The sequence below is a fragment of the Sorangium sp. So ce128 genome (assembly GCF_051525245.1).
Taxonomy (GTDB): domain Bacteria; phylum Myxococcota_A; class Polyangia; order Polyangiales; family Polyangiaceae; genus Sorangium; species Sorangium cellulosum_B.
Genome location: NZ_CP150313.1, coordinates 7,679,005 through 7,697,729, shown reverse-complemented (window position 1 = coordinate 7,697,729; position 18,725 = coordinate 7,679,005). Strand labels below are relative to the sequence as shown.

Here is an 18,725-nt window from a genome sequence, read left to right as displayed (position 1 = left end):
CAGAGCCATCGAGCGCTCTCCGCAGCGAAGCCACGGAGCGGCCCAGCGCAGCCTGCATGGGTTCGATGGTCCTGCTCCACCGCCGTCAATGTGCTGACCGGTGCGTTGACGGTCAAGCGAGGGGCCGCGTATCCTCGCTGCACCGATCCAATGCAACCTTCCACACAGGACAGCGCATCGCTCGACCTCGACGCCTATCTCGCCCGCATCGGCTACCGCGGCGCGCTCGCCGCCACGCGGGAGGTCCTCGATGCGCTTCACGCAGCGCATGTCTACTCCATCCCTTTCGAGAACCTCGACGTCCTGCTCGGCCGACCGATCCGCCTCGACCTGGCCAGCGTCCAGGCGAAGCTCGTCGGGGCGCGCCGCGGCGGCTATTGCTTCGAGCACAACACGCTGTTCGCCGCGGCGCTGCGCCGGCTCGGATTCAAGCTCACGACGCTCATCGCGCGGGTGCGGTTCCAGCGCAGCGATACGGGCCCTCGATCTCACATGCTGTCGCTGGTCGAGCTGCCCGAGGGGCCGTTCATCGCGGACGTCGGCTTCGGCGGTCCGGGGCTCTTGCAGCCGCTCCCGCTCGTCGAGGGCGAGGGGCACGCGCGGGTGCTCGACGTGATCGGCTTGCGCCGCGAGGGCTCGTCCTGGGTGCTCGCCTCCAGGGCGGGCGAGGCGTGTCAGGACATCTACGCGTTCACGCTCGAGGAGCACCTCCCGATCGACTACGAGGTGGCGAACCATTACACGTCCACGCACCCGAACTCGCTGTTCGTGAACAACCTCATCGTGGCGCTCCCGTCGCCGGAAGGCCGGGTGACGCTGCGCAACCGCGAGCTGGGGTTTTGGCGGGTGGACGGCGTCGAGCGCGTCTCGGTGCGCGATGACGCGCTCCTCGGCGTCTTGAAAGAGCGCTTCGGGCTGGAGCTCCCGGCCGGAACGCGGCTCTCCTGCGCGGGCCTCGACAGCTGAAGGGACGGCGCGCCCTCCCCGGGGCCTGCCCGGGAGGCCGGGCGGGCGCGGCTCGCCGGCCGCGCCCGCCGCCCCTCGCGCCGGGGCGCTACCGGATCAGTGGACGCGCCCGATGCCGCGGCGGATGAACGCCGAGCGGCTCGCGGCCGCGCCGGCCGCCGCGCCGCCTGTCGGCGCGGCCCTGAGCGCCGCGAAGGTCGGGGCAGGCTCGCAGACCAGCGCCGACAGATCCTGATTCCGGCGCCTCAGATCGTTCAAGGTGCGCGGCTCACCGCTCACCGGGTCACTGACCGTGATCCCCGTCATGAAACCCGACAGCGACGCCTCATTCCCGAGCGACCTCGGGTTCACGTGCAGGAACCCCGTCCCGGTCTCCTGCGCGCCGTGGCACCCATTGCAGGTGTTGAGCGAGAACTTGTGCCGCGCCTCGTTGTTGAGGATGCCAGGAGCGGTCCAGGCCGTGAGGTTGTTGAACGACGAGCCGCCGAGGAACGGGTTCCCCTGGAACGTGTCGGGCACCGTGTGCTGCTCCGCGATGATCGAGGCCTCGTTCTGGTTCACGAAATCAGCGAGCGTGGGCGATCCGTCGAACCCGAGATCCGGCGTCAGCTTGACGGTCTCCGGCCGCAGGAAGCCCGTGTCGGGCGAGAGGACGAACTCGCGCAGCTCCCACGGCCCCGCGAGCGCGATCTCGTTCGTGCGGAGCTGCCCGAGCGAGCTCCCGTTCGGCTTGCCGGGCGCGGCGTTCCGGCCTGCGAACCGCGTGGTGATGTCCTGGAGCGCCGCGTTGTACGCTTCGGACGGGAAGGGCAGGCTGCCGAGGGCGTGCCAGTCGTTCGCCCAGTCGAGCACGTCGGCCTCGGTCGACGCGGGGAGCTTGTACTCCAGGATCACGGTGAACTGCTGCGGGAAGCCCTGGCTGACGACGCCGAACACGAACCTCCCTTCGCCGGCGTTGCCTTCGGCGAGGTTGCGCACGTCGATCCTGTTGACGATGCCGAGCAGCAAGAGCGGCGCCTGCTGCAGGTCGAGCGACCCGTCAGGGCTCCTCGGCCACTCGTCGAGCACGACCTGTTGAATCGCCGTGCGCGCCGGCACGGTGAAGCCGTTCACGACCTGATCGGTCAGCCAGGTGCTGAAGAGCTCCTCGACCATGGCCGGCGCGTCGGCGGGCGTGGGCGCCATGTCCTCCATCAGGCGCGCGAAGGTCCATGCGCCCGTGCGGGGGTCGCCCGGCGGCCCATTGAACGTCGTGCGGAGGGGATCCTCGACCACGCTGAGGTCCTTCACGAAGATCTCTCGGCTCGTGCGGACGAAGCACCCCGTCGGCTCGGCCAGCTCGAAGTCGAGGGCCCCGGAGGCGACGATGAACTCGGGCGAGTTGAAGTCGATCACGGAGAAGGGGATCAGGTGGGCGCCGGGATCCGCGTCCTCGGTGCCGGTGACGGTGATGGGGAACGTCTCCGTGCTCCCGGGCAGGACGCCGGGGAAGAAGGAGGGATCGGCGGAGACGTCGATGCCCGCCGAGGGGCTGGAGATGTCGAGGAAGTAGTCGCGGCCGGGGCACGCGCCGACATCGTTGTTGGTGACGGCGATCTGGTACGCCACCGGTGTGTTCGGGGCGACCAGGCCGCTGCTCTCCGGCGTGACGACGGCCGTCGTGGGGCGCCTGAGGCAGGAGAGCTGGGCGATCTCGAAGGCGGTCGTCGGTGAGGCGGAGAGCCAGACCTCATCGAGCAGGCCGGTGAAGCGCTCCTTCTGCACGTTGTTGCCGATACGGATGGGCGCGTCGATGTCGTGGAGCGTGCCCGCCGCGCTGATCTGGCCGACCTGCTCGCCGTTCAGGAAGAGCCGCACGAAGGTGCCGTCGTAGATCCCCGCGACGTGGGTCCACACGTCGGCCTGGATGGGGGCGCGGGAGGTGACCGTCCGCCCGTTGGTCAAGGTCACGGTGAACCGCGCCTGGCTGTTCCGGATGTCGAGCGAGAAGCTCGTCTCTCCGCCGCCCTTCTCCTGCACGATGGTCCGCGGCGTCGACCCTGACACCGCGGTCGGCTTGACCCACGCGGCGACGGCGAGGTTCTGTCCGAACGTGAAGCTGGCATCGTCGTCGACAAGGATCTTGTCGTTGTCCTGGTTGAAGGCGACGCCGAGACCGCTGACACCTTGAGCGCACGCCGCGTTGGCCGAGCGGGTGGCCGTGTTGCCGTTGCCCGACGAGTCGAACAGCGCCGTTGTCGCGGCGTTGCAGTCGTCGAGCTGCCAGAAGCCGACGGCCGGCGGCCCCACCGGGGGCGGATCGCCGGGGTCGCCGCCGCCGACGCCTACGCCGCCGCCGACGCCGGTGGTGGTGACCGTGCTGCTGGTGGAGCCGCCGACGCCGACGCCGGTGGAGCTGGCGACCACGCTGGTGCCGAAGCCGCCGGTGCCGCCGCCGCCGACGCCGGTGGTGGAGGTGGCGACCGAGCTGCTGCCGAAGCCACCGGTCCCGGTCGCGCCGACGCCGGTGCCGACGCCGACGCTGGTGCCGACGCCGGAGACGGCGCCGCTGACGGCGCTCGACCCGCTGGCCGCCGCTTCGAGGGCTAGTTCTGCGTCGTTGAGTGAACCTTCATCGACGTCATAGCTTCCGCACGCGGCGCCCGAGGCGAGCAGGGCGAGGACCGCGGCCGAGCTGGTTTTGATTGAGAGAGGATGGGCGAAGCCGAAGGAGAGGTTCCGCATCTGCGTTCTCGTTGGGTAAGAGTTGACTGCACGAGCGCCGTCCGGCCGCAGCTCGAGCTGCGGCCGGCGACGCGAACAGGCGTCTGTCTGACCCGACCGGGCTGTTCGGGTTTGGGCGCTGGTGCGGAGCACCCGATTGGCAATTGATATGCCCGGTCCCAGATCGTGATTTTCGCCTTGTCGCGGCGAACCCAGCGTGCCCGGGCATGTCGGCGGACTCCGACACTGGCACATCTGGCACACCCATTTTGCGACCCCAGGCGGGTGCTCGAGATCAAACAAGCACGCTTTCGACGCGTCCAAATGGTGCGCCGTGGCGCGCGGCAAAGGGGGACAACAAGGTTCCTTTTCGTCGCCGCACGCCCGTCGCACTTCGTCCCGACCGCAGCTCCGCCGTCTCGCGGCCATCCATTGCGCCGCTTCTATATGCCGCGCCGCATCCTCCACGCATCGCGCCGCCGTCGCGCTATGCCGACATCTCTCTATAAGGAGGTGGCCGCGGCCTAATAGGAGGACCGTGACCTATAAGGAGGCGGGCCGCGGACATCCCGTGTTGTGGCGGCTGGCGCGCGCCGCCCTTTGGCGCCGCCGCAGCTTCCGTGACCGAATCCCGGGCCGCAGCCGTCTCCAGCCCGCGCCCTCCGCAGCGCCGCTCCCGGCAAGTTTCCGCCGCGCGATCCTCTCCGCTCTCTCTCCGAGCTCTGATACATCCGTTAGCGGAGCTCTCCCGCTTCGGATACGGGCCCATTTTGACGTTTTCGGTGCTCGGCGTGCCTGAGTACGCCTCCGCGTCGAAAACGCCGATCTGGGCCCGTCTCCTGTGCGGGAGAGCTCCTCAGGAGAAGGACCAGCGGGGGCCCTGGGGGGTGTCTTCGAGCACGACACCTGCCTCGGTCAGCAGGTTGCGGATGGCGTCCGCCTTGGCGAAGTCCTTCGCCTTCCGAGCCTCCTGGCGCATCGCGATCAGCCGGTCGATCGCGGCGTCACCCCCGCGCCCAGCGGCGCCCTCGGCAGGGGCGAGCGCGTAGTCCGGAACGAGCTCCGGATACAGCGCCGGCTCGGCGATCTCCACCCCGAACACCGCGAGGTGACGCACGATGGCCCGGTAGACCGCGAGCAGCGAGGGGCGGTCCTCACACCGCTCGATCCCCGCCGAATAGAGCGCGCTCACGTAATCGAAAAATGCAGCCACAGCGTTCGGCGTGTTCAGATCGTCGTCCATCGCCTCGATGAAGCGCGCGATGAACCGCTCGGTGAGCTCCCCGAACTGGCCGTGAACGTACTGGTGGCGCATCCTCGGGAACCGCTCTTCCTCGGGTCGCTGCGATGCGTACGCGCCCGGGGCGAGGGGGGCCTCCGTCGCGCCGCTCAGCTTTTCGGCGAGGACCGTCGCGAGCTTCTTGATGCGCGCATAGCCCTGAGCGGATTGCTGGAGCAGCTCCCAGCCGAACGGGAGCTTGCAACGGTAATGCTGCGTCACGAAGAACCACCGCGCCTCGTCGTGCCCGTGCCTCGACAGGAGCTCCTCGACGGAGATGACGTTCCCGAGGCTCTTCGACATCTTCATGTCCTTGAGATCGAGGTGCTCCGGGTGCAGCCAGTAGCGCACCCAGGGCCGCCCGCAGAGCGGCTCGCTCTGCGCGATCTCGTTCTCGTGATGGGGGAACATGTTGTCGATGCCGCCCCCGTGGACGTCGAAATGGTCGCCCAGGAGCGCCGTGCTCATCGCCGAGCACTCGATGTGCCAGCCGGGGCGTCCGGTCGGCCACCCCTCCTCGCCGGTGCGCCAGCTCGGCTGGCCCGCGCCGGTCGGCTTCCAGAGGCTGAAGTCCGCCGGGTGCCTCTTCCGAGCGAAGTCCTCCTCGACGCGGCCGCTCGCCCCGACCTCCTGCTCGTCGACCTTGCGCCCCGAGAGCTCACCGTAGGACGCCCACGTGCCGACCTCGTAGAAGACCTCGCCGTTGACCGTGTAGGCGTGGCCCTTCTCGATCAGGCGCTTCGCCATGTCGACCTGCTCGTCGACGAAGTCGGTGGCGCGCGTGTAGACGGCGTAGTCCTTGATGTGGAGCTTGCGGCAGTCGCGCCGGAACGCCGCGATGTTCCGCTCGGCGACGTCGACGGCGCCCTCGCGCTCGCTCGCGCGCTGCATGATGCGATCGTCGATGTCCGTGTAGTTGATGATGCTCAGCACGTGATAGCCGCGGTACTCGAGGTAGCGGCGGAAGACGTCCCAGAAGCAGTAGGTGCGCGCATGGCCGATGTGCATCGGAGCGTAGACCGTGAGACCGCACGTGTAGATGCGCACGACCTTCGGCCGGGCGGAGACGAAAGCCTCCTTCTTCCTCGTGAGCGTGTTATGAACCTTGAGCGGCATCGGCCACCTGCGTGAGTGTGCGAGCACCCCCCGGGACCGCGTACGCTACCCTGGCCCCGCCGCCCGGTCAACGCGGAACCTCGCCGGTTTTCCCTGTGGTTTCGCGGTGTCTCGCATCGTCTCGCATCGTTTCGCCTCGTCTCCCCTCGTCTCCCCACATCTTGCGGCCGTCCTCCCTCCGGTCTACGCAACCGCGCATGCACATCACTTCAAGGACCTTGCTGTTCGTCCTCGCTGGCGCGCTCTCCGCCTGCGCGGGGAGCCCGCCGCCCGTCGAGAGCGCCCCGCCGCCCCCGCCGCCGGCCCCCGCGCAGGCGCCGCCGGCCGCCGCGCCGGCCGCGCAGCCCGAGGCGGCGACGCCCAAGGCGGACCCGGAAGCCGAGAAGAAGCAGGCGGAGCTCGCCAAGCTCGCCGAGGACACGAAGGCCATGGAGGCCAAGGCCGACAAGGAGGCGGCGCGGTTCGACGACGCGCTCAAGGCCGAGGTCAAGGCGCTCATCGCGGCCAACTACCCGAGCGCGGGCGCCGCGCTGCGGGCGGCGCTCAAGGGGAAGCACCGGGCCCCGGGCAACGCCGAGCGCGACGCCGCCCGGCACCCGGTCGAGAACCTGGAGTTCTTCGGCCTCAAGCAGACGAGCACGGTCATCGAGCTCGGGGCCGGCGAGGGCTGGTACACCGAGCTGCTCGCGCCGGTGCTCGCGAAGAAGGGCAAGCTCATCATCACGGCGTTCGATCCGAACGGCCCCGCGGACTCGCGCAACACGCTCTATGGCAAGCGTGTGAAGCGCATGATCGAGAAGTCGCCCGAGCTGTTCGGCAAGGTCGATGTCGTCGTGATCGATCGCGACAGCCCGAAGCTCGGGATCGAGGGCAAGGCCGACCTCGTCATCGCCATTCGCGAGGCGCACAACTGGCACCGGAACGGCAAGTTCGACGTCTATGTCGCCGAGGCGTTCAAGGCGCTCAAGCCGGGCGGCGTCTTCGGCGTCGTGGCGCACCGGGCGAAGCCCGACGCCAACCCCGATGAGAGCGCGAAGCAGGGATACCTCCCGGAAGCGTGGGTGATCCAGAAGGTCGAGTCGGCGGGCTTCAAGCTCGGCGGCAAGTCCGAGGTCAACGCGAATCCGAAGGACACGAAAGACTACCCGGAAGGGGTCTGGACCTTGCCGCCGAACTTCCGGCTCGGCGACAAGGACCGCGCGCGCTACGCCGCGATCGGCGAGAGCGACCGCATGACCCTCAAGTTCGTCAAGCCCGCCCGCTGACCCATCCTGCGCCCGGCGCTCGCGGCCCCGCGAGCGCCCGGGCGCTACGCGGGGGTTGCGGCGCGGCCCGGCGGCCGCACGAACACGCGGCGCATCGGGATCGTGGCGCCGGCGGCCCCCGAGACCCGGTGGGACAAGAAGGCGACGCCATCGAGCATCGCCGGCGACGCGTACACGCCCGGCTCCGCCGCCTCCGAGAGGCACGAGGAGAGCTCGAGGAGGTTCCCGCCCACCAGGGCGCCGTCCTCGGTGAGCACCACGTCGCCGGCGTGGAGGCAGAAGCGGACGCTGATCCTGGGATCGCGCTGGCCCGGCCCGGCGAGCCCCGTGTGCAGCGCGACGGCGGCCGCGATCGCGCGGTGGCGCGCCTCTTCGGTGCCGCGCTCGCCGCGCCGAAAGGGCGCCGCGAGCAGCGCGCTGGTGCTCGTGATCGCGAGCGGCGAGAACCCCGAGGGCGCGAGCGCGGCCACGGCGTCCGGGACCACGGCCTCGAATTCAGCCAGGAAGGCGTCGGTGGGGGCCTCGAGCGCGCGGCTCTCGGCGAGGACCTCGACGAGCAGCCCGATGGCGAGGCGCCGGATGCGCCCCGCCTCCACCGCGCCGGTCCGCGCGATCCGCGCCGTCGCGGCCCGCACGTCGCCCAGGAACGCGGTGACGTCCGGGTGGCGGCCGGCGGGATCCTTGCTCATGGCCCGCACGACGATATCGTCGAACGCCGGGTCGACCGGCGCGTGCAGGCTCGGGCGGGGCGGCGCCTGGTGCAGGTGAAGGTGGCGCAGCACCGGGTACGTGGTCGCCAGGAACGGCATGGATCCCGCGATCATCGTGTAGAGCAGCGCGCCGAGCGCGTAGACGTCGGTCCGCATGTCGACAGGCCGGTTGAGGAGCTGCTCGGGCGACATGAACGCCGGGGTCCCCACGACGTGCCGTGACGACGTGAGGGAGAGATCCGTCGTACCGAGCAGCTTCGCGATGCCGAAGTCGAGCAGCACCACCCTGGGCTCCCCGCCGTGCTCGCACAGGATCACGTTCGAGGGCTTCACGTCGCGGTGGATGATCCCGAGCGCGTGGACCGCGGCGAGCGCGCTGCAGAGCGGATCGAGGATCGCGAGCGCCTCGTCCGCCGGGAGCCGGCCGCGCGCGAACAGGTGCTGCTCGAGGCTCTTGCCCTGAAGGAGCTCCATCACATAGTAGGGCCGCCCGTCGTCGAGCTGCCCGACATCGAGGATCTCCACGACGCTCGGGTGCCGGATCCGCCCGATCGCGTCCACCTCGCGCTGGAAGCGGAGCACCACATCGGCGCGCGAGATCAGGTCGGCGTGCATGATCTTGACCGCCGCCGGCGCCCTGCTCGTCGCGTGCACCGCGCGGTGGACGACGCCGAACCCACCCTCGGCGATGACGCCGTCGAGGAGGTACTCGCCTGCCCGCAGCGCCGCGGCGCGCGGGGCGCCGGGACCTGCGCCCTCGCGATCGTGGGTGTCGGGCGTGCGTTGTTTCCATGTCTGCGACGCGCCGATCGGCCGCTCGCCCGCGGGGGCGCCGGCCGGCGCCGCGACGGGAGACGGCTCATCGTCTTGGCAGGGGTTCTTCATGGGTGACACCCGCTGACTTCTACATGACAACCGCTGAGTTCGCGCATTACAGTACGCTTCGCCGTCGTCCAGCGCGACCCTCGGCTGCCCGCAGATCGAGCCCACTCATGCACCGTTGCCCCGTATGTCACGGGCGGCTCGCCGCTGACGCTCGGTGCGTCAGAGATGGTTTTACGCCGCCGCCCGGCGAGCACGACGCCGTGGAGGGCGCGGCGCCCGCGATCGAGGGCTTCTCGCTGCTCGGGCCGCTCGGTCATGGCGGCTTCTCCGACGTCTGGGCCGCGCAGCAGGACTGCGATGGATCACCGGTCGCCATCAAGGTGGGGAGGCACGCGGCGTGGAACCTGCGAGAGCGGTTCCGGCGGGAGGCCGCGCTGCTCGAGCGCGTCGGCGTGCCGCACGTCCCGCAGCTGGTCGCTTGCGGCGAGCTCCCCGGGGGGCGGCCGTACCTCGCGATGGAGCGGCTCTTCGGCCAGACCCTCGCCGAAGAGCTCGCGGCGCTGCGCGCGCCGCTCGATCCGGACCGCGCCGCTGGGCGCGCGGACGCGATCCTCGCCGTGATCGAGGCGGCGCACGCGTGCGGCGTCATCCACCGCGATCTCAAGCCGGAGAACCTCTTCCTCCTCGGCTCGAGCGGCCGCGCGGTGCTGCTCGATTTTGGCCTGGGGAAGCTCGCGTCCGACGGCGAGCCGCCGGCCGCGTCCGCCGGCGTGACGCGCGCCGGCGACGTCGTGGGGACGCCGGAGTACATGGCTCCGGAGCAGCTCCGGGGCGACGCCTCGCGGATCGACGCGCGCGCGGACATCTATGCGTTCGGCGTCATCCTGTTCGAGCTGCTCACCCTGCGCCCGCCGTTCGTCGGCGGCGAGACCGCCGTCGAGCATGGCCACCTGGCGCTGCGCCCGCCGCGCCCGAGCGATTTCGTGGACGTCCCCGAGGGGCTGGAGGCGCTGACGCTCGCCTGCCTCGCCAAGGACCCGAGCCGCCGCCCGGACAGCGCCGCCGCGCTCCGGCGCACCCTGCACGCCCTGCGCGCGCGGCCTCGCGCCGACTCGATCCCGCCTCCCTCCGCGCCGCGATCGCAGCGGCAGGACGACGGCGCCGCGGCGGCCGTCGCCGAGGGGCGGCAGCCGGTCGCGTTGCTCTTCGCGGAGGGCGGCGTGGGGCCGGTGATCGCGGCGATCGGCGGCCGCCGGGGGTTCGTCGCGCGGCAGCGGGGGCAGCGCTGCCTCGCCGTGTTCTCCGCGAGGGACGTCGACGATCCGGCCCGCGCAGCGCTGGCCGCGGCGCGCGATCTCGCGCTGAGCGGCGGCGTGCGCGTGGCGCTGCACCTCGCCAGCGTGCGCCTGCGCAGGGTCACCGGCGGGCTGCACGCCGCCTACGGCGCGCCGATCGAGCGCCCCGAGACGTGGTTGCCGGCCGAGCCCTGGGGCGGCCTCGCGATGACCGAGGAGTTCGAGCGCGCGCTGCCCGACGACGAGGTCGCCCCCACGCCGCAAGGCGACCCGGAGAGCCTGCGCGAGCCGGCGCTGCTCGGCCGCGATGACGTGCTCTCGGCGCTCGCGGCCAGCGCGACCGACGCCTTCGACGGGACGTGCCCCGGCCTGTTCACGCTCATCGGCGACGCCGGCCTGGGCAAGACGCGCCTCGCGGCCGAGGCGGCCAGCATCGCCGGCGTGCCGGTCCCGGACGTGCGCGTGGTGGCCGCGCGCGCGCTCCACCCCATCCACGGCGGCGCCGCGCAGGCCGTGCGCGCGCTCCTCTGCGTCGCGCTCGACGCGCCGAGGGAGAGCCCCGGAGACCCGCGGCAGTTCTGCGTGGATCGGCTCGGCGAGACGCTCGGCGGCGCGACGTGGGAGGCCGTCGCCGCGGCGCTCGGCTGGACCGGGCCCCGCGGGGGGCGCCTGTCCGGGGAGGCCCGCAACGGCCTGATGCTGGCGCTCGCCGAGGCGCTCCGCCGCGGGGCGCGCCGCGGCCCGCTCGCCGTGATCCTCGACGACGCCGACCAGGCGGACGACGTGCTGCTCGACGCGCTCGAGTACGCCACGCTCGACGGCGAGGGCACCCCCCTCTGGGTGGTCGTGACCGCGCGCCCTCGCTTCGAGCAGGCCCGCCCCAGCTGGGGCCAGCGCAACCAGCGCCACACCCGCCTGACGCTCGCGCCCCTCGCGGAGGAGGCGGCGATGGATCTCGCCTCGCGCCTGCTCTTGCCGGCCGAGTACCCGCCGGCGGAGATCCTCCGCCGGCTGGCCGACTGGGCGGGGGGCAACCCGGACTGCCTGCGGCAGATCGTCCGCTCCCTCAAGCGCGCGGGCGCCGTGCGCCGGCGCGCCGGCGGCGGCTCCTACGTGGCGACCGCGGAGGTCGAGGCGCTGCCGCCCGCGCCGGCGTGGCAATGGCTCGCGGCGCAGAAGCTCGACGATCTACCGCCGGAGCTCGCGACGTGCGCCCGGGTCTGCTCGGCGCTCGGCATGTCGTTCGATCGCGCCGAGCTCGAGGCGGTGCTGGACGGCCTGGAGCGCGCGGGCGGCGCAGGAGCGATGGTCGACGCGGGCTACGGGCTCGCGGCCCTGGTCGAGCGGCGGATCCTGCTGCGAGACGGCGAGGGCCGCGGCGGCGGCGAGGACGACTGGCACGCGTTCCAGAACGCGGTCCTCCAGGAGGCGGTCTACGAGATGCTCGACCCGGCGCACCGCGCCGCGATCCACCGGAGCGCCCTCGCGTACTGGCGGGCGCAGGTGGCGGCCGGCTCGACCGACGGCCTCCGCGCGCTCGCGCGCCACGCGGCCGTGTGCGGCGAGCGCGCCGAGGCGGCCGACGCCTACCTCGCGCTCGGCGATCTCGCGTCAGCGCGGCACGACGCCGTCGAGGCGGACCAGCGCTACGACGCCGCGCTCCAGATCGCCGAGCAGGGCGACGCGCGCCGGCGCGTGCGCGCGCTCGCGGGCCGCGGCAGGAGCCGGTACCGGATGTGCCGCGTCCAGGAGGCGCGCAGCGATTTCGGCGACGCGCTGGCGCTGGCCGAGGCGCTCGGCGACGCGCAGGCGAGGGCGAGCCTCCTGCTCGAGGACGCGACCGCGCTCGACTGGGCCTTCGAGTTCGAGGCGTCGGCGCGGCGCGTGGAGGAGGCGCGGCCGCTCGTCGACGCGCAGGGCTCGCCCGAGCTCTCGCTGCGCCTCCGGGTCGCCGATGGTCGCACCTCCTGGCGTCGGGGGAAGATCGAGGAGGCGATCACGGAGCTCACCGCGTGCGTCGATCGCGCCGCCGCGCTGGGAGACTACGACGCGCGCGTCCCTGCCCTGAACATGCTGGCGTTCCAGCTCGCGAGCGCAGGTCGCCGCGAGGACGCCGAGCGCGCCTCCGAGGACCTGATCGCCCTGGTCACGGCGGCCGGCGATCGATTTCACCTCTGCGGGGCGTACGTCAACCGCATCGGGCTGTGGGCCTGGCGGTGGTCGCTGCCGGGCGCGATCGGCGACCTGCGCCGCGCCGTCGATCTCGCGCGCGAGATCGGCAATCCGTGGCTGGAGAAGCTGGCCTCGTACAACGTCGCCGTGCTGCTGCACTGGAGCGACAGGCAGCGAGAGGCGCTCGCGCTCCTGCGGCGCGCCCGGTGGCTGGAAGAGCAGGCCTCCGAGCGCCCGATGCCTCAGACGGCGATGCTGCTCGCGCAGATCCACCTCGCGCTCGACGAGTACGAGCAGGCCAGCCAGCTCGTCTCGTGGATCCAGCGATCCTGCGCCCTCGAGCCGGGCGATCTCGCGGAGTTCACCTTGCTCGAGCTCGTGCTCTCCGAGGTCGGGCTCCGGCCGGCCCCGCAGCCCTCTCTCTCCTGGGGCGAAGCGATCCAGCTGGCGAAAGGCCAGCCGATCGCCGAGCAGACGCTGATGTTCCTGTACTGGCGTGCTCGCATGGCGCTCCGTCGTGGACATCTGCGTGAGGCGGAGGAGGCGCTCGCAAGCGCGCGGGAGCACCGCGGGGACAGCCCCCTATGGCTGTCCCGCTTCGTCGAGCTGGAGCGCACCCTGGAGGAGACATCGCGGACGCCGGACGTTCGTCCAGCCGTGTCGCAGTGACTCGATCCTGACTCGATAGGGGCGCGTTCCGTTCGATATTCCGGCGAGTCCGTATAGGGGCAACAAACCTCCGTGTGCTAGTTTTCGGTATTGCATGTCTTCCTGGAAAATGAAAGACTGCTAATTTAAGTAAGAGCGCGATTGCTGGTCGGTGTCGGAGCCTGGCCTCGTGCGTGGCAGCGCGCCTTTCTCGGAGGAGAGCTGAATGTCATCGATCCGTTTCATTGCGGTTGGTCTGCTTGGCGCCGGTTTGTTCACGGCGGGATGCGCCGTCCCGTCGGACACCGACCCCGACGCTCCGTCGGACACCGAGCCCGTCGAGACGGCGGAGCTGCCAATACGGCGCAATGCCGTGCCCATCGGATGTAACGGCCTGCTCCCCAGCGACTTCTGGGCGCCGGCGAACCGCACTGCGTTCCAGGCGCTCGGCCGGGCTGCGCTCGTCGGCGCCGAGAACGTCGTGGTTCCGACGCCGCTGCTCGGCACCTCCGGCGGGAGGAGCGTGCTCGACTATACCGTGCGCTGCGCGCTGTCCTCTGAACAGGTCGTCTACGCGCCGGACGGCCGCAGGTTCTACGGCTCCCTCGGGTTCGCGCCGGAGTGGACGCGGCGTGATCTCACCACCTCGGAGCAGCGCTGGGTCTCTGCGTGCATCTTCCAACACCTGAACGGCACCGGCGAGCATGTGGATATCTTGCTGGATGGCAGCCACCCGGCCCTCGAGTGCCCCTCGGACGCGGAGCCCTTCGCGGAGTTCGTCGTCCACGACGCCACGATGTACGGCAACGCGTTCCTTCCTTCGGCCATCGCCGGATATGCCTGCATCGATCCCGATCTCACCGGGGAGCTCTCGTCGCTCTCGCTGAGCTGCCCGCTCGATCTCGGCCTCCTCGCGTGGGAGCGGCTCTGTGGCCACGTGCCGACGTGCGGTATCGCCTTCCTCGGTCTCTGCGATCTGACCTGCCTGACGGACGCCGACGGCGATCAGACGTGCCACACGCTTCCGCTGCTCGGGCCTCTCCTGGGTCCGCTGCTCGGGCCGAGCTACTCGGAGACGATCCGGAGCTACGTGCGCGACAGCGATCTCCTGCCGCTCTACCCTGGCTGCGGCCTGCTCTGAGCGGCGCCTCCGTCGGGGGCCCGGCTGAAAGGAGGCGCGCCGCGCGCGCCGGTCACGTCCCGAGGCGCGTCTTCAGCTGCTGAATCGCGTCGGCGATCGCCTTGTCGTCGCGGAAGCAGCACGGATCGTTCCGCCTGCACCGCGCGCCGTGCAGCACCTGGAGCTCGAAGAGCATGCGCTCGTCCCCCTCGGCCGCGGCGCGGCCGAAGAGCGCCCGCTTGCCGCCGCAGCTGGCCCTGCGGAACGCGAAGAGGACGCGGAGCGCGGGGGTCGCGCGCGCCATCACGTCGGGCCGGGCCAGGATCTCGCTGGCGCGCCGGGCCGCCTTGGTGCCTCCGCGCGCGCGCACGAGGTCGAGCAGCACGTCCAGCCCGCCGCTGCCGAGCCGGTTCGTGAGCAGGTCGAAGACCTCGTCCGCCGCCGGGTTGTCGTCCTCGAACCCGATGCCCGCCACGGTGGAGAGCACCTCTTCGCGCAGGCCCCTGCTCAGGGCGAGCTCCGGATCGGCCTCGGCGAGGGCCAGCAGCGACCGCGCCCCGAGCACCCAGTTCCTGGTCGCCACCGCCCGGCTGAGCTGCGCGCGCGGGCTCGGGGCGCCGCGGGCGTCGTCCTCGGGCGCCGCGCTCGCCGACGCGGGGGGCGGCGCTGGCGGCGCCGGCGGGGGCTCGACGGAGGCGACGGCCGACGCCTCCGTGGTCGCCGCGGGTCGCCGGACGACGAGCCAGAGCGCGACGCCGATCGCGAGCGCCGCCAGGGCCGAGAGCGCCGCCGCGAGGGGCACCCAGCGCGCCGAGGCCGTGGGCCCGCGGTGCGCGCGCGCGAGCAAGGTCGCCCGGGGCCCCGGCCAGGCAGACGGCGCCTGCTCCCTGGGCGCCGCCTTCGCAGCCTGCGCGGCGGCCCCGCCCGCCGCGTTGGCTCCGCCCGCCGTGGCCCGGCCCGCCGCGTTGGTTGCTCCCGCCGCGTTGGTTGCTCCCGCCACGGCGGCCCCGCTCGCCGCGCTGTTCCCGCCCGACGGGGCCTGCCCGGCCGCGGCGATCCCGCCCCCTGCCGGCGCTGCGGCGCGCGTGATCGCCGCGAGCCCCTCATCGAGCGCCGCGATGGCGTCGGCCGCCGTCTGGAAGCGGAACGCCGGATCGTGTTCCATGAGCCGCATCACGGCCTGCTGGACCTCGTACGGCACCTCCAGATCCGGAGCGCGCACGCGGAGGGCCGGCGGCCCTCCCGGCCCCTGCTGCTTGAGCCGCTCGACCACGTTCTTCGTGTCGAAGGGGTGCTGTCCGGTGAGCATCTCGTAGAGCACGAGCCCGAGCGCGTACAGGTCCGCGCGCGCGTCCACCGCGTCCATCCCGCGCAGCGCCTCCGGCGCGAGGTACGCGAGCGTGCCGAAGACCTCGCCGGCGCTGGTCAGGGCGGGGCTCGGCGTCGCCGTCTTGCGGCTCTGGCTGGACAGGAGATCGACGTTCACCTTCGCGAGCCCGAAATCGATGAGCCTGACCTGATCGTGCGCGTCGAGCAGGACGTTCTGGGGCTTCACGTCGCGGTGGACGATGCCCTTCTCGTGCGCCGCCGCGAGCGCCGACGCGATCTGACGCGCGATGCGGAGCGCCCGCGCGGGCGCGAGCCGTCCCCCCGCGATCGCCTCCTTGAGCGGCGTGCCCTCGACGTACTCGAGGACGAGGAAGAACGACGCGTCGTCCAGCTGACCGAAATCGATGGCGGCGACGACGTTCGGGTGCCGGATGTGCGCTCCCGCGACGGCCTCGCGCTCGAACCGCACCACGAGCTCCGGCATCCGCCGGGCCAGGGGCCGGAGCAGCTTGATCGCGACCTGCTTGCGGAGGTGCACCTGCTCGCCGCGGTAGACGGCGCCCATCCCGCCCTCCCCGATGAGCTCGTGGACGCGGTAGCGCCCCGAGATCAGGCTCCCGATCAGCGGGTCGCCGCCCGCGCTCCCGGCCGCCGCCGCCTCGATCGCCTCGATGTCCTCGGTGAGCGCCGAGCTCGAGAGCTCCTCCATGGGCTGCGCGGCCGGCGCGCCGAGCCTCGGGACCGTGAGGTCCTCGACCAAGGCCGAGCCGAGCGTCTCTTCGGATCGCGGCGTCTCCGGCATGCGGCGCAGGATATCAGGTCGGCCGGCGTCGCGGGGAAGCGGAGAGGAGGCGCTCTACGCGCGGGAGGGGCGCGGGGGCGCGCGACGCGGGCGTCCGCGAGCGCGCGAAATTCACAGGAGGAACGAGACGCCCAGCGAGAACGCGGGGTATCCGAGCCGCATCGTGAGCGTCACCTTCTCCGTGAAGTGGAAGCGCCCGCCGACGAACAGGGCCGGTGCGACCCCGAAGACCCCGTCGCGGCCCACGTCGCCGAGATACAGCGACAGCCCCGGCTCGCCGAAGACCGACCACTTCCGGTGAAGCCAGAAGTTCCACTGCATCACGACCGAGCCGAACACGTAGTCCGAGGGCGCCCCGTACCGGTCGACCTCGGTGCAGATACGCGTGCCCGCGGGCCCGTTCTCGAAGCGGGTGCACTCGCCGCGGTAGTCCGCGTCCCCTCCGTAGTGGATGCCGTCAAGGCCGAAGCCGATCCCGACCGAGTCGTTGATGCGCTTGATGAAGCCGTCGGGCGCGATGTCGATGGTGGCGCGGAGCCCGGCGCCGAGGCCGTTCCCGGCGCCGGGGCCGCCGAGCGGCTCGAACGGCGTGAGGAGGAGGTGCGGCTCCAGCTCGACCTTGTAGTCGGGGCGATCGCCGGGGCGCTTGATCGTCATCTGCGCCTCGCCGACCTCGGTCCACCCGATCGTCAGCGCCGCGAACGAGAGCGCGGCGGCCAAAAGGCGCGGCGCGCGAAGCTGCGATGTCATCGCTCTCTGCATCGGTCTCGGTCTCCTCAGCATCCGCCGCACGAGCGCGAGCCGTTCGGGCACATGACCGCAGCCTCGCCGCCGGGGCAGGTGACGCGGCACTCGCCGCCCACGTTGTCGCAGAACACCTCGCATGAGCCCCGGCACTCGACCTCGCAGGTCGACACGTTCCGGCAGGTCACGACGCTGCCCGAGCCGACGCTGACGCCGCACCGGCTCGTGTCATGGCACTCGTACCGGCAGTCGCGATCGCAGATGGCCCCGCACGCCGCCGTGTTATGGCAGTTGAGGTCGCAGTCGTCCCCGCAGGAGGCCGAGCACTCGTCGACATCGAAGCACTCGAACGAGCACCCGTGCTCGCAGACGGCGCCGCAGCGATTCATCTGGAAGCAGCGCTGGTCGCAATCGTCACCGTCGCAGCCCAGGTAACACTCGTCACCCTGGGAGCACTCGCACGCGTCGCCCTCCACGCAGCCGCCGCTGTTCCAGCAGCTCGCCAGGCAGAGGCTCGCGAAGAGCGTCAAAAAAGTCAGTGCATAGAAGCGCATGGCCGGGCGAGCATACCCGACCCTCCCGAAAATTGTCACGAAATCCGCGGAGCTACGCGCGGAGGTACGCCTGACGCCCGGCTCACCACCGTGTCCAGCGCGAGATTCGCCGCACCCTGGTAGAGCGCGTATTGTCGTTCGCGAGCCCGACCCGGTTCGCGACGTACGTGCTCAGGTGGGGGCCCCAGCCGCCGTCGTCGTGGGGCTCGTCCGCGTCCGCGCCGAGGTTGTAGTGCCAGCACTGCGCGTAGTGCTGCGTGACGTTCTGAGACGCGATCGCGCAGTTCCCCGGGTCGGGATCACCGTCGTGGTCGTGCGACGACCACCCCGAGAGGAAATGGGAGAAGAAGACGTCGGCGTCCCCGGAGACGTGCAGGGGGCGGAGGAGCTTCATGGTCGTCGTGTCGATGCCCTCGGCGGTCGCGCGCATGACCTCCGCGACGGTGCCCTTGATATCCGCGATCTCGTCGCGGTACTCCCGGCCGACGAGGTAGAGGGAGCCCCTGTAGAAGTTCCGCTCGAGCGCCGGCTCGCCCTTGGTCCCGAGCCGCTCGGCGTACGGGATGTCCCAGAACGACAGCGTCGTTCCCTCCGCCGAACCGACGCTGTTGTAGACGAGCGCCCACCCTCCTCCGTCCGTCTCCAGATCGCACACCACGGGGAACTCCGGATCTCCCCCGGCCCCGTCCAGATCGAGGGAGTACACGCCGCTCGGCGCGCCGCGGGGGACGTCGGCGCACCGGGCGTAGGCGCACCCCGCGTTGACCGCGCCGTCGCAGTCCTCGTCCTCGGCGGTGTCGCAGCGCTCGGCGGCAGGCCGCACCTCTCCGGCGCACGGGCCGAACCCGTTCCCTTCCTCGTCGCAGATCTTCACGCCGGCGCGGCAGGCTCCGCGGTTCAACGTGTCCGGCGACCCACCGTAACAGGCCTCCTGGCGACCGGGCTCGCACCCGCTCCCGCCGCTCGACGCAGAGCCGCCGCCGGCGCTCGACGCAGAGCCGCCCTCGCCGGCGCTCCCGGCCGAGCCGCCGCCGGCGCTCGACGTCGAGGCGCTCCCGCCGCCTCCGGCGCCGTCGTCTCCGAACCTCCGCACCCTGGTCGAGCAGGCCGACACGGCGGTGAGCAACGCGATGGCCGCGCAGCAGGCTCCTGCGACCGAACCTTGGCCGAGCGACATGCGACCTCCGGGGACACGAA

Annotated in this window: 11 protein-coding genes; 4 read left to right on the top strand and 7 right to left on the bottom strand. The window is 71.8% G+C overall.

The window, feature by feature from the left end:
• Positions 1 to 150 precede the first annotated feature (150 nt).
• Positions 151 to 966 (top strand): arylamine N-acetyltransferase family protein, encoded by an 816-nt coding sequence (locus tag WME82_RS29120; RefSeq protein ID WP_438037964.1) that lies wholly within the window; start codon positions 151 to 153, stop codon positions 964 to 966.
• 96 nt (positions 967 to 1,062) lie between these two features.
• On the opposite strand, the gene WME82_RS29115 is transcribed toward WME82_RS29120, so the two are convergent.
• Complete coding sequence (locus WME82_RS29115) at positions 1,063 to 3,690, bottom strand: LamG-like jellyroll fold domain-containing protein (protein ID WP_438037963.1); 2,628 nt, start codon at positions 3,688 to 3,690, stop codon at positions 1,063 to 1,065.
• Positions 3,691 to 4,525: 835 nt separating this feature from the next.
• A complete protein-coding gene (cysS, locus tag WME82_RS29110) occupies positions 4,526 to 6,064 on the bottom strand; it encodes a cysteine--tRNA ligase (RefSeq protein ID WP_438037962.1) in 1,539 nt (512 codons plus the stop codon).
• A 197-nt stretch (positions 6,065 to 6,261) separates the two neighbouring features.
• Between cysS and WME82_RS29105 the strand changes: the two genes are divergently transcribed.
• On the top strand, positions 6,262 to 7,329 hold the full coding sequence (locus WME82_RS29105; RefSeq protein ID WP_437850303.1) for a class I SAM-dependent methyltransferase: 1,068 nt from the start codon (positions 6,262 to 6,264) through the stop codon (positions 7,327 to 7,329).
• A gap of 44 nt (positions 7,330 to 7,373) precedes the next feature.
• Here WME82_RS29105 and WME82_RS29100 read toward each other — a convergent pair whose 3' ends face one another.
• A complete protein-coding gene (locus WME82_RS29100) occupies positions 7,374 to 8,924 on the bottom strand; it encodes a serine/threonine-protein kinase (RefSeq protein ID WP_438037961.1) in 1,551 nt (516 codons plus the stop codon).
• Positions 8,925 to 9,124: 200 nt separating this feature from the next.
• Here WME82_RS29100 and WME82_RS29095 point away from each other — a divergent pair, with 200 nt between their 5' ends.
• Together WME82_RS29095 and WME82_RS29090 are read left to right on the top strand one after the other, a co-directional pair.
• Complete coding sequence (locus tag WME82_RS29095) at positions 9,125 to 13,000, top strand: protein kinase domain-containing protein (protein ID WP_438037960.1); 3,876 nt, start codon at positions 9,125 to 9,127, stop codon at positions 12,998 to 13,000.
• A 205-nt stretch (positions 13,001 to 13,205) separates the two neighbouring features.
• The gene (locus tag WME82_RS29090) at positions 13,206 to 14,120 is read left to right on the top strand and encodes a hypothetical protein (protein ID WP_438037959.1); all 915 of its coding nucleotides are present in this window, start codon (positions 13,206 to 13,208) and stop codon (positions 14,118 to 14,120) included.
• A gap of 52 nt (positions 14,121 to 14,172) precedes the next feature.
• Here the strand turns inward: WME82_RS29090 and WME82_RS29085 are convergent, their stop codons facing one another.
• The 4 genes from WME82_RS29085 to WME82_RS29070 form a co-directional block, all read right to left on the bottom strand.
• Entirely contained in the window at positions 14,173 to 16,230 is a 2,058-nt protein-coding gene (locus WME82_RS29085; protein ID WP_438037958.1) for a protein kinase domain-containing protein, read from the bottom strand.
• A gap of 111 nt (positions 16,231 to 16,341) precedes the next feature.
• Complete coding sequence (locus WME82_RS29080) at positions 16,342 to 16,980, bottom strand: hypothetical protein (protein ID WP_437739768.1); 639 nt, start codon at positions 16,978 to 16,980, stop codon at positions 16,342 to 16,344.
• A 26-nt stretch (positions 16,981 to 17,006) separates the two neighbouring features.
• Positions 17,007 to 17,528, bottom strand: coding sequence for a hypothetical protein (locus WME82_RS29075; RefSeq protein ID WP_438037957.1), 522 nt, complete (start codon positions 17,526 to 17,528; stop codon positions 17,007 to 17,009).
• An 82-nt stretch (positions 17,529 to 17,610) separates the two neighbouring features.
• Positions 17,611 to 18,705, bottom strand: coding sequence for a fibrinogen-like YCDxxxxGGGW domain-containing protein (locus WME82_RS29070; protein WP_438037956.1), 1,095 nt, complete (start codon positions 18,703 to 18,705; stop codon positions 17,611 to 17,613).
• Between the last annotated feature and the right edge of the window lie 20 nt (positions 18,706 to 18,725).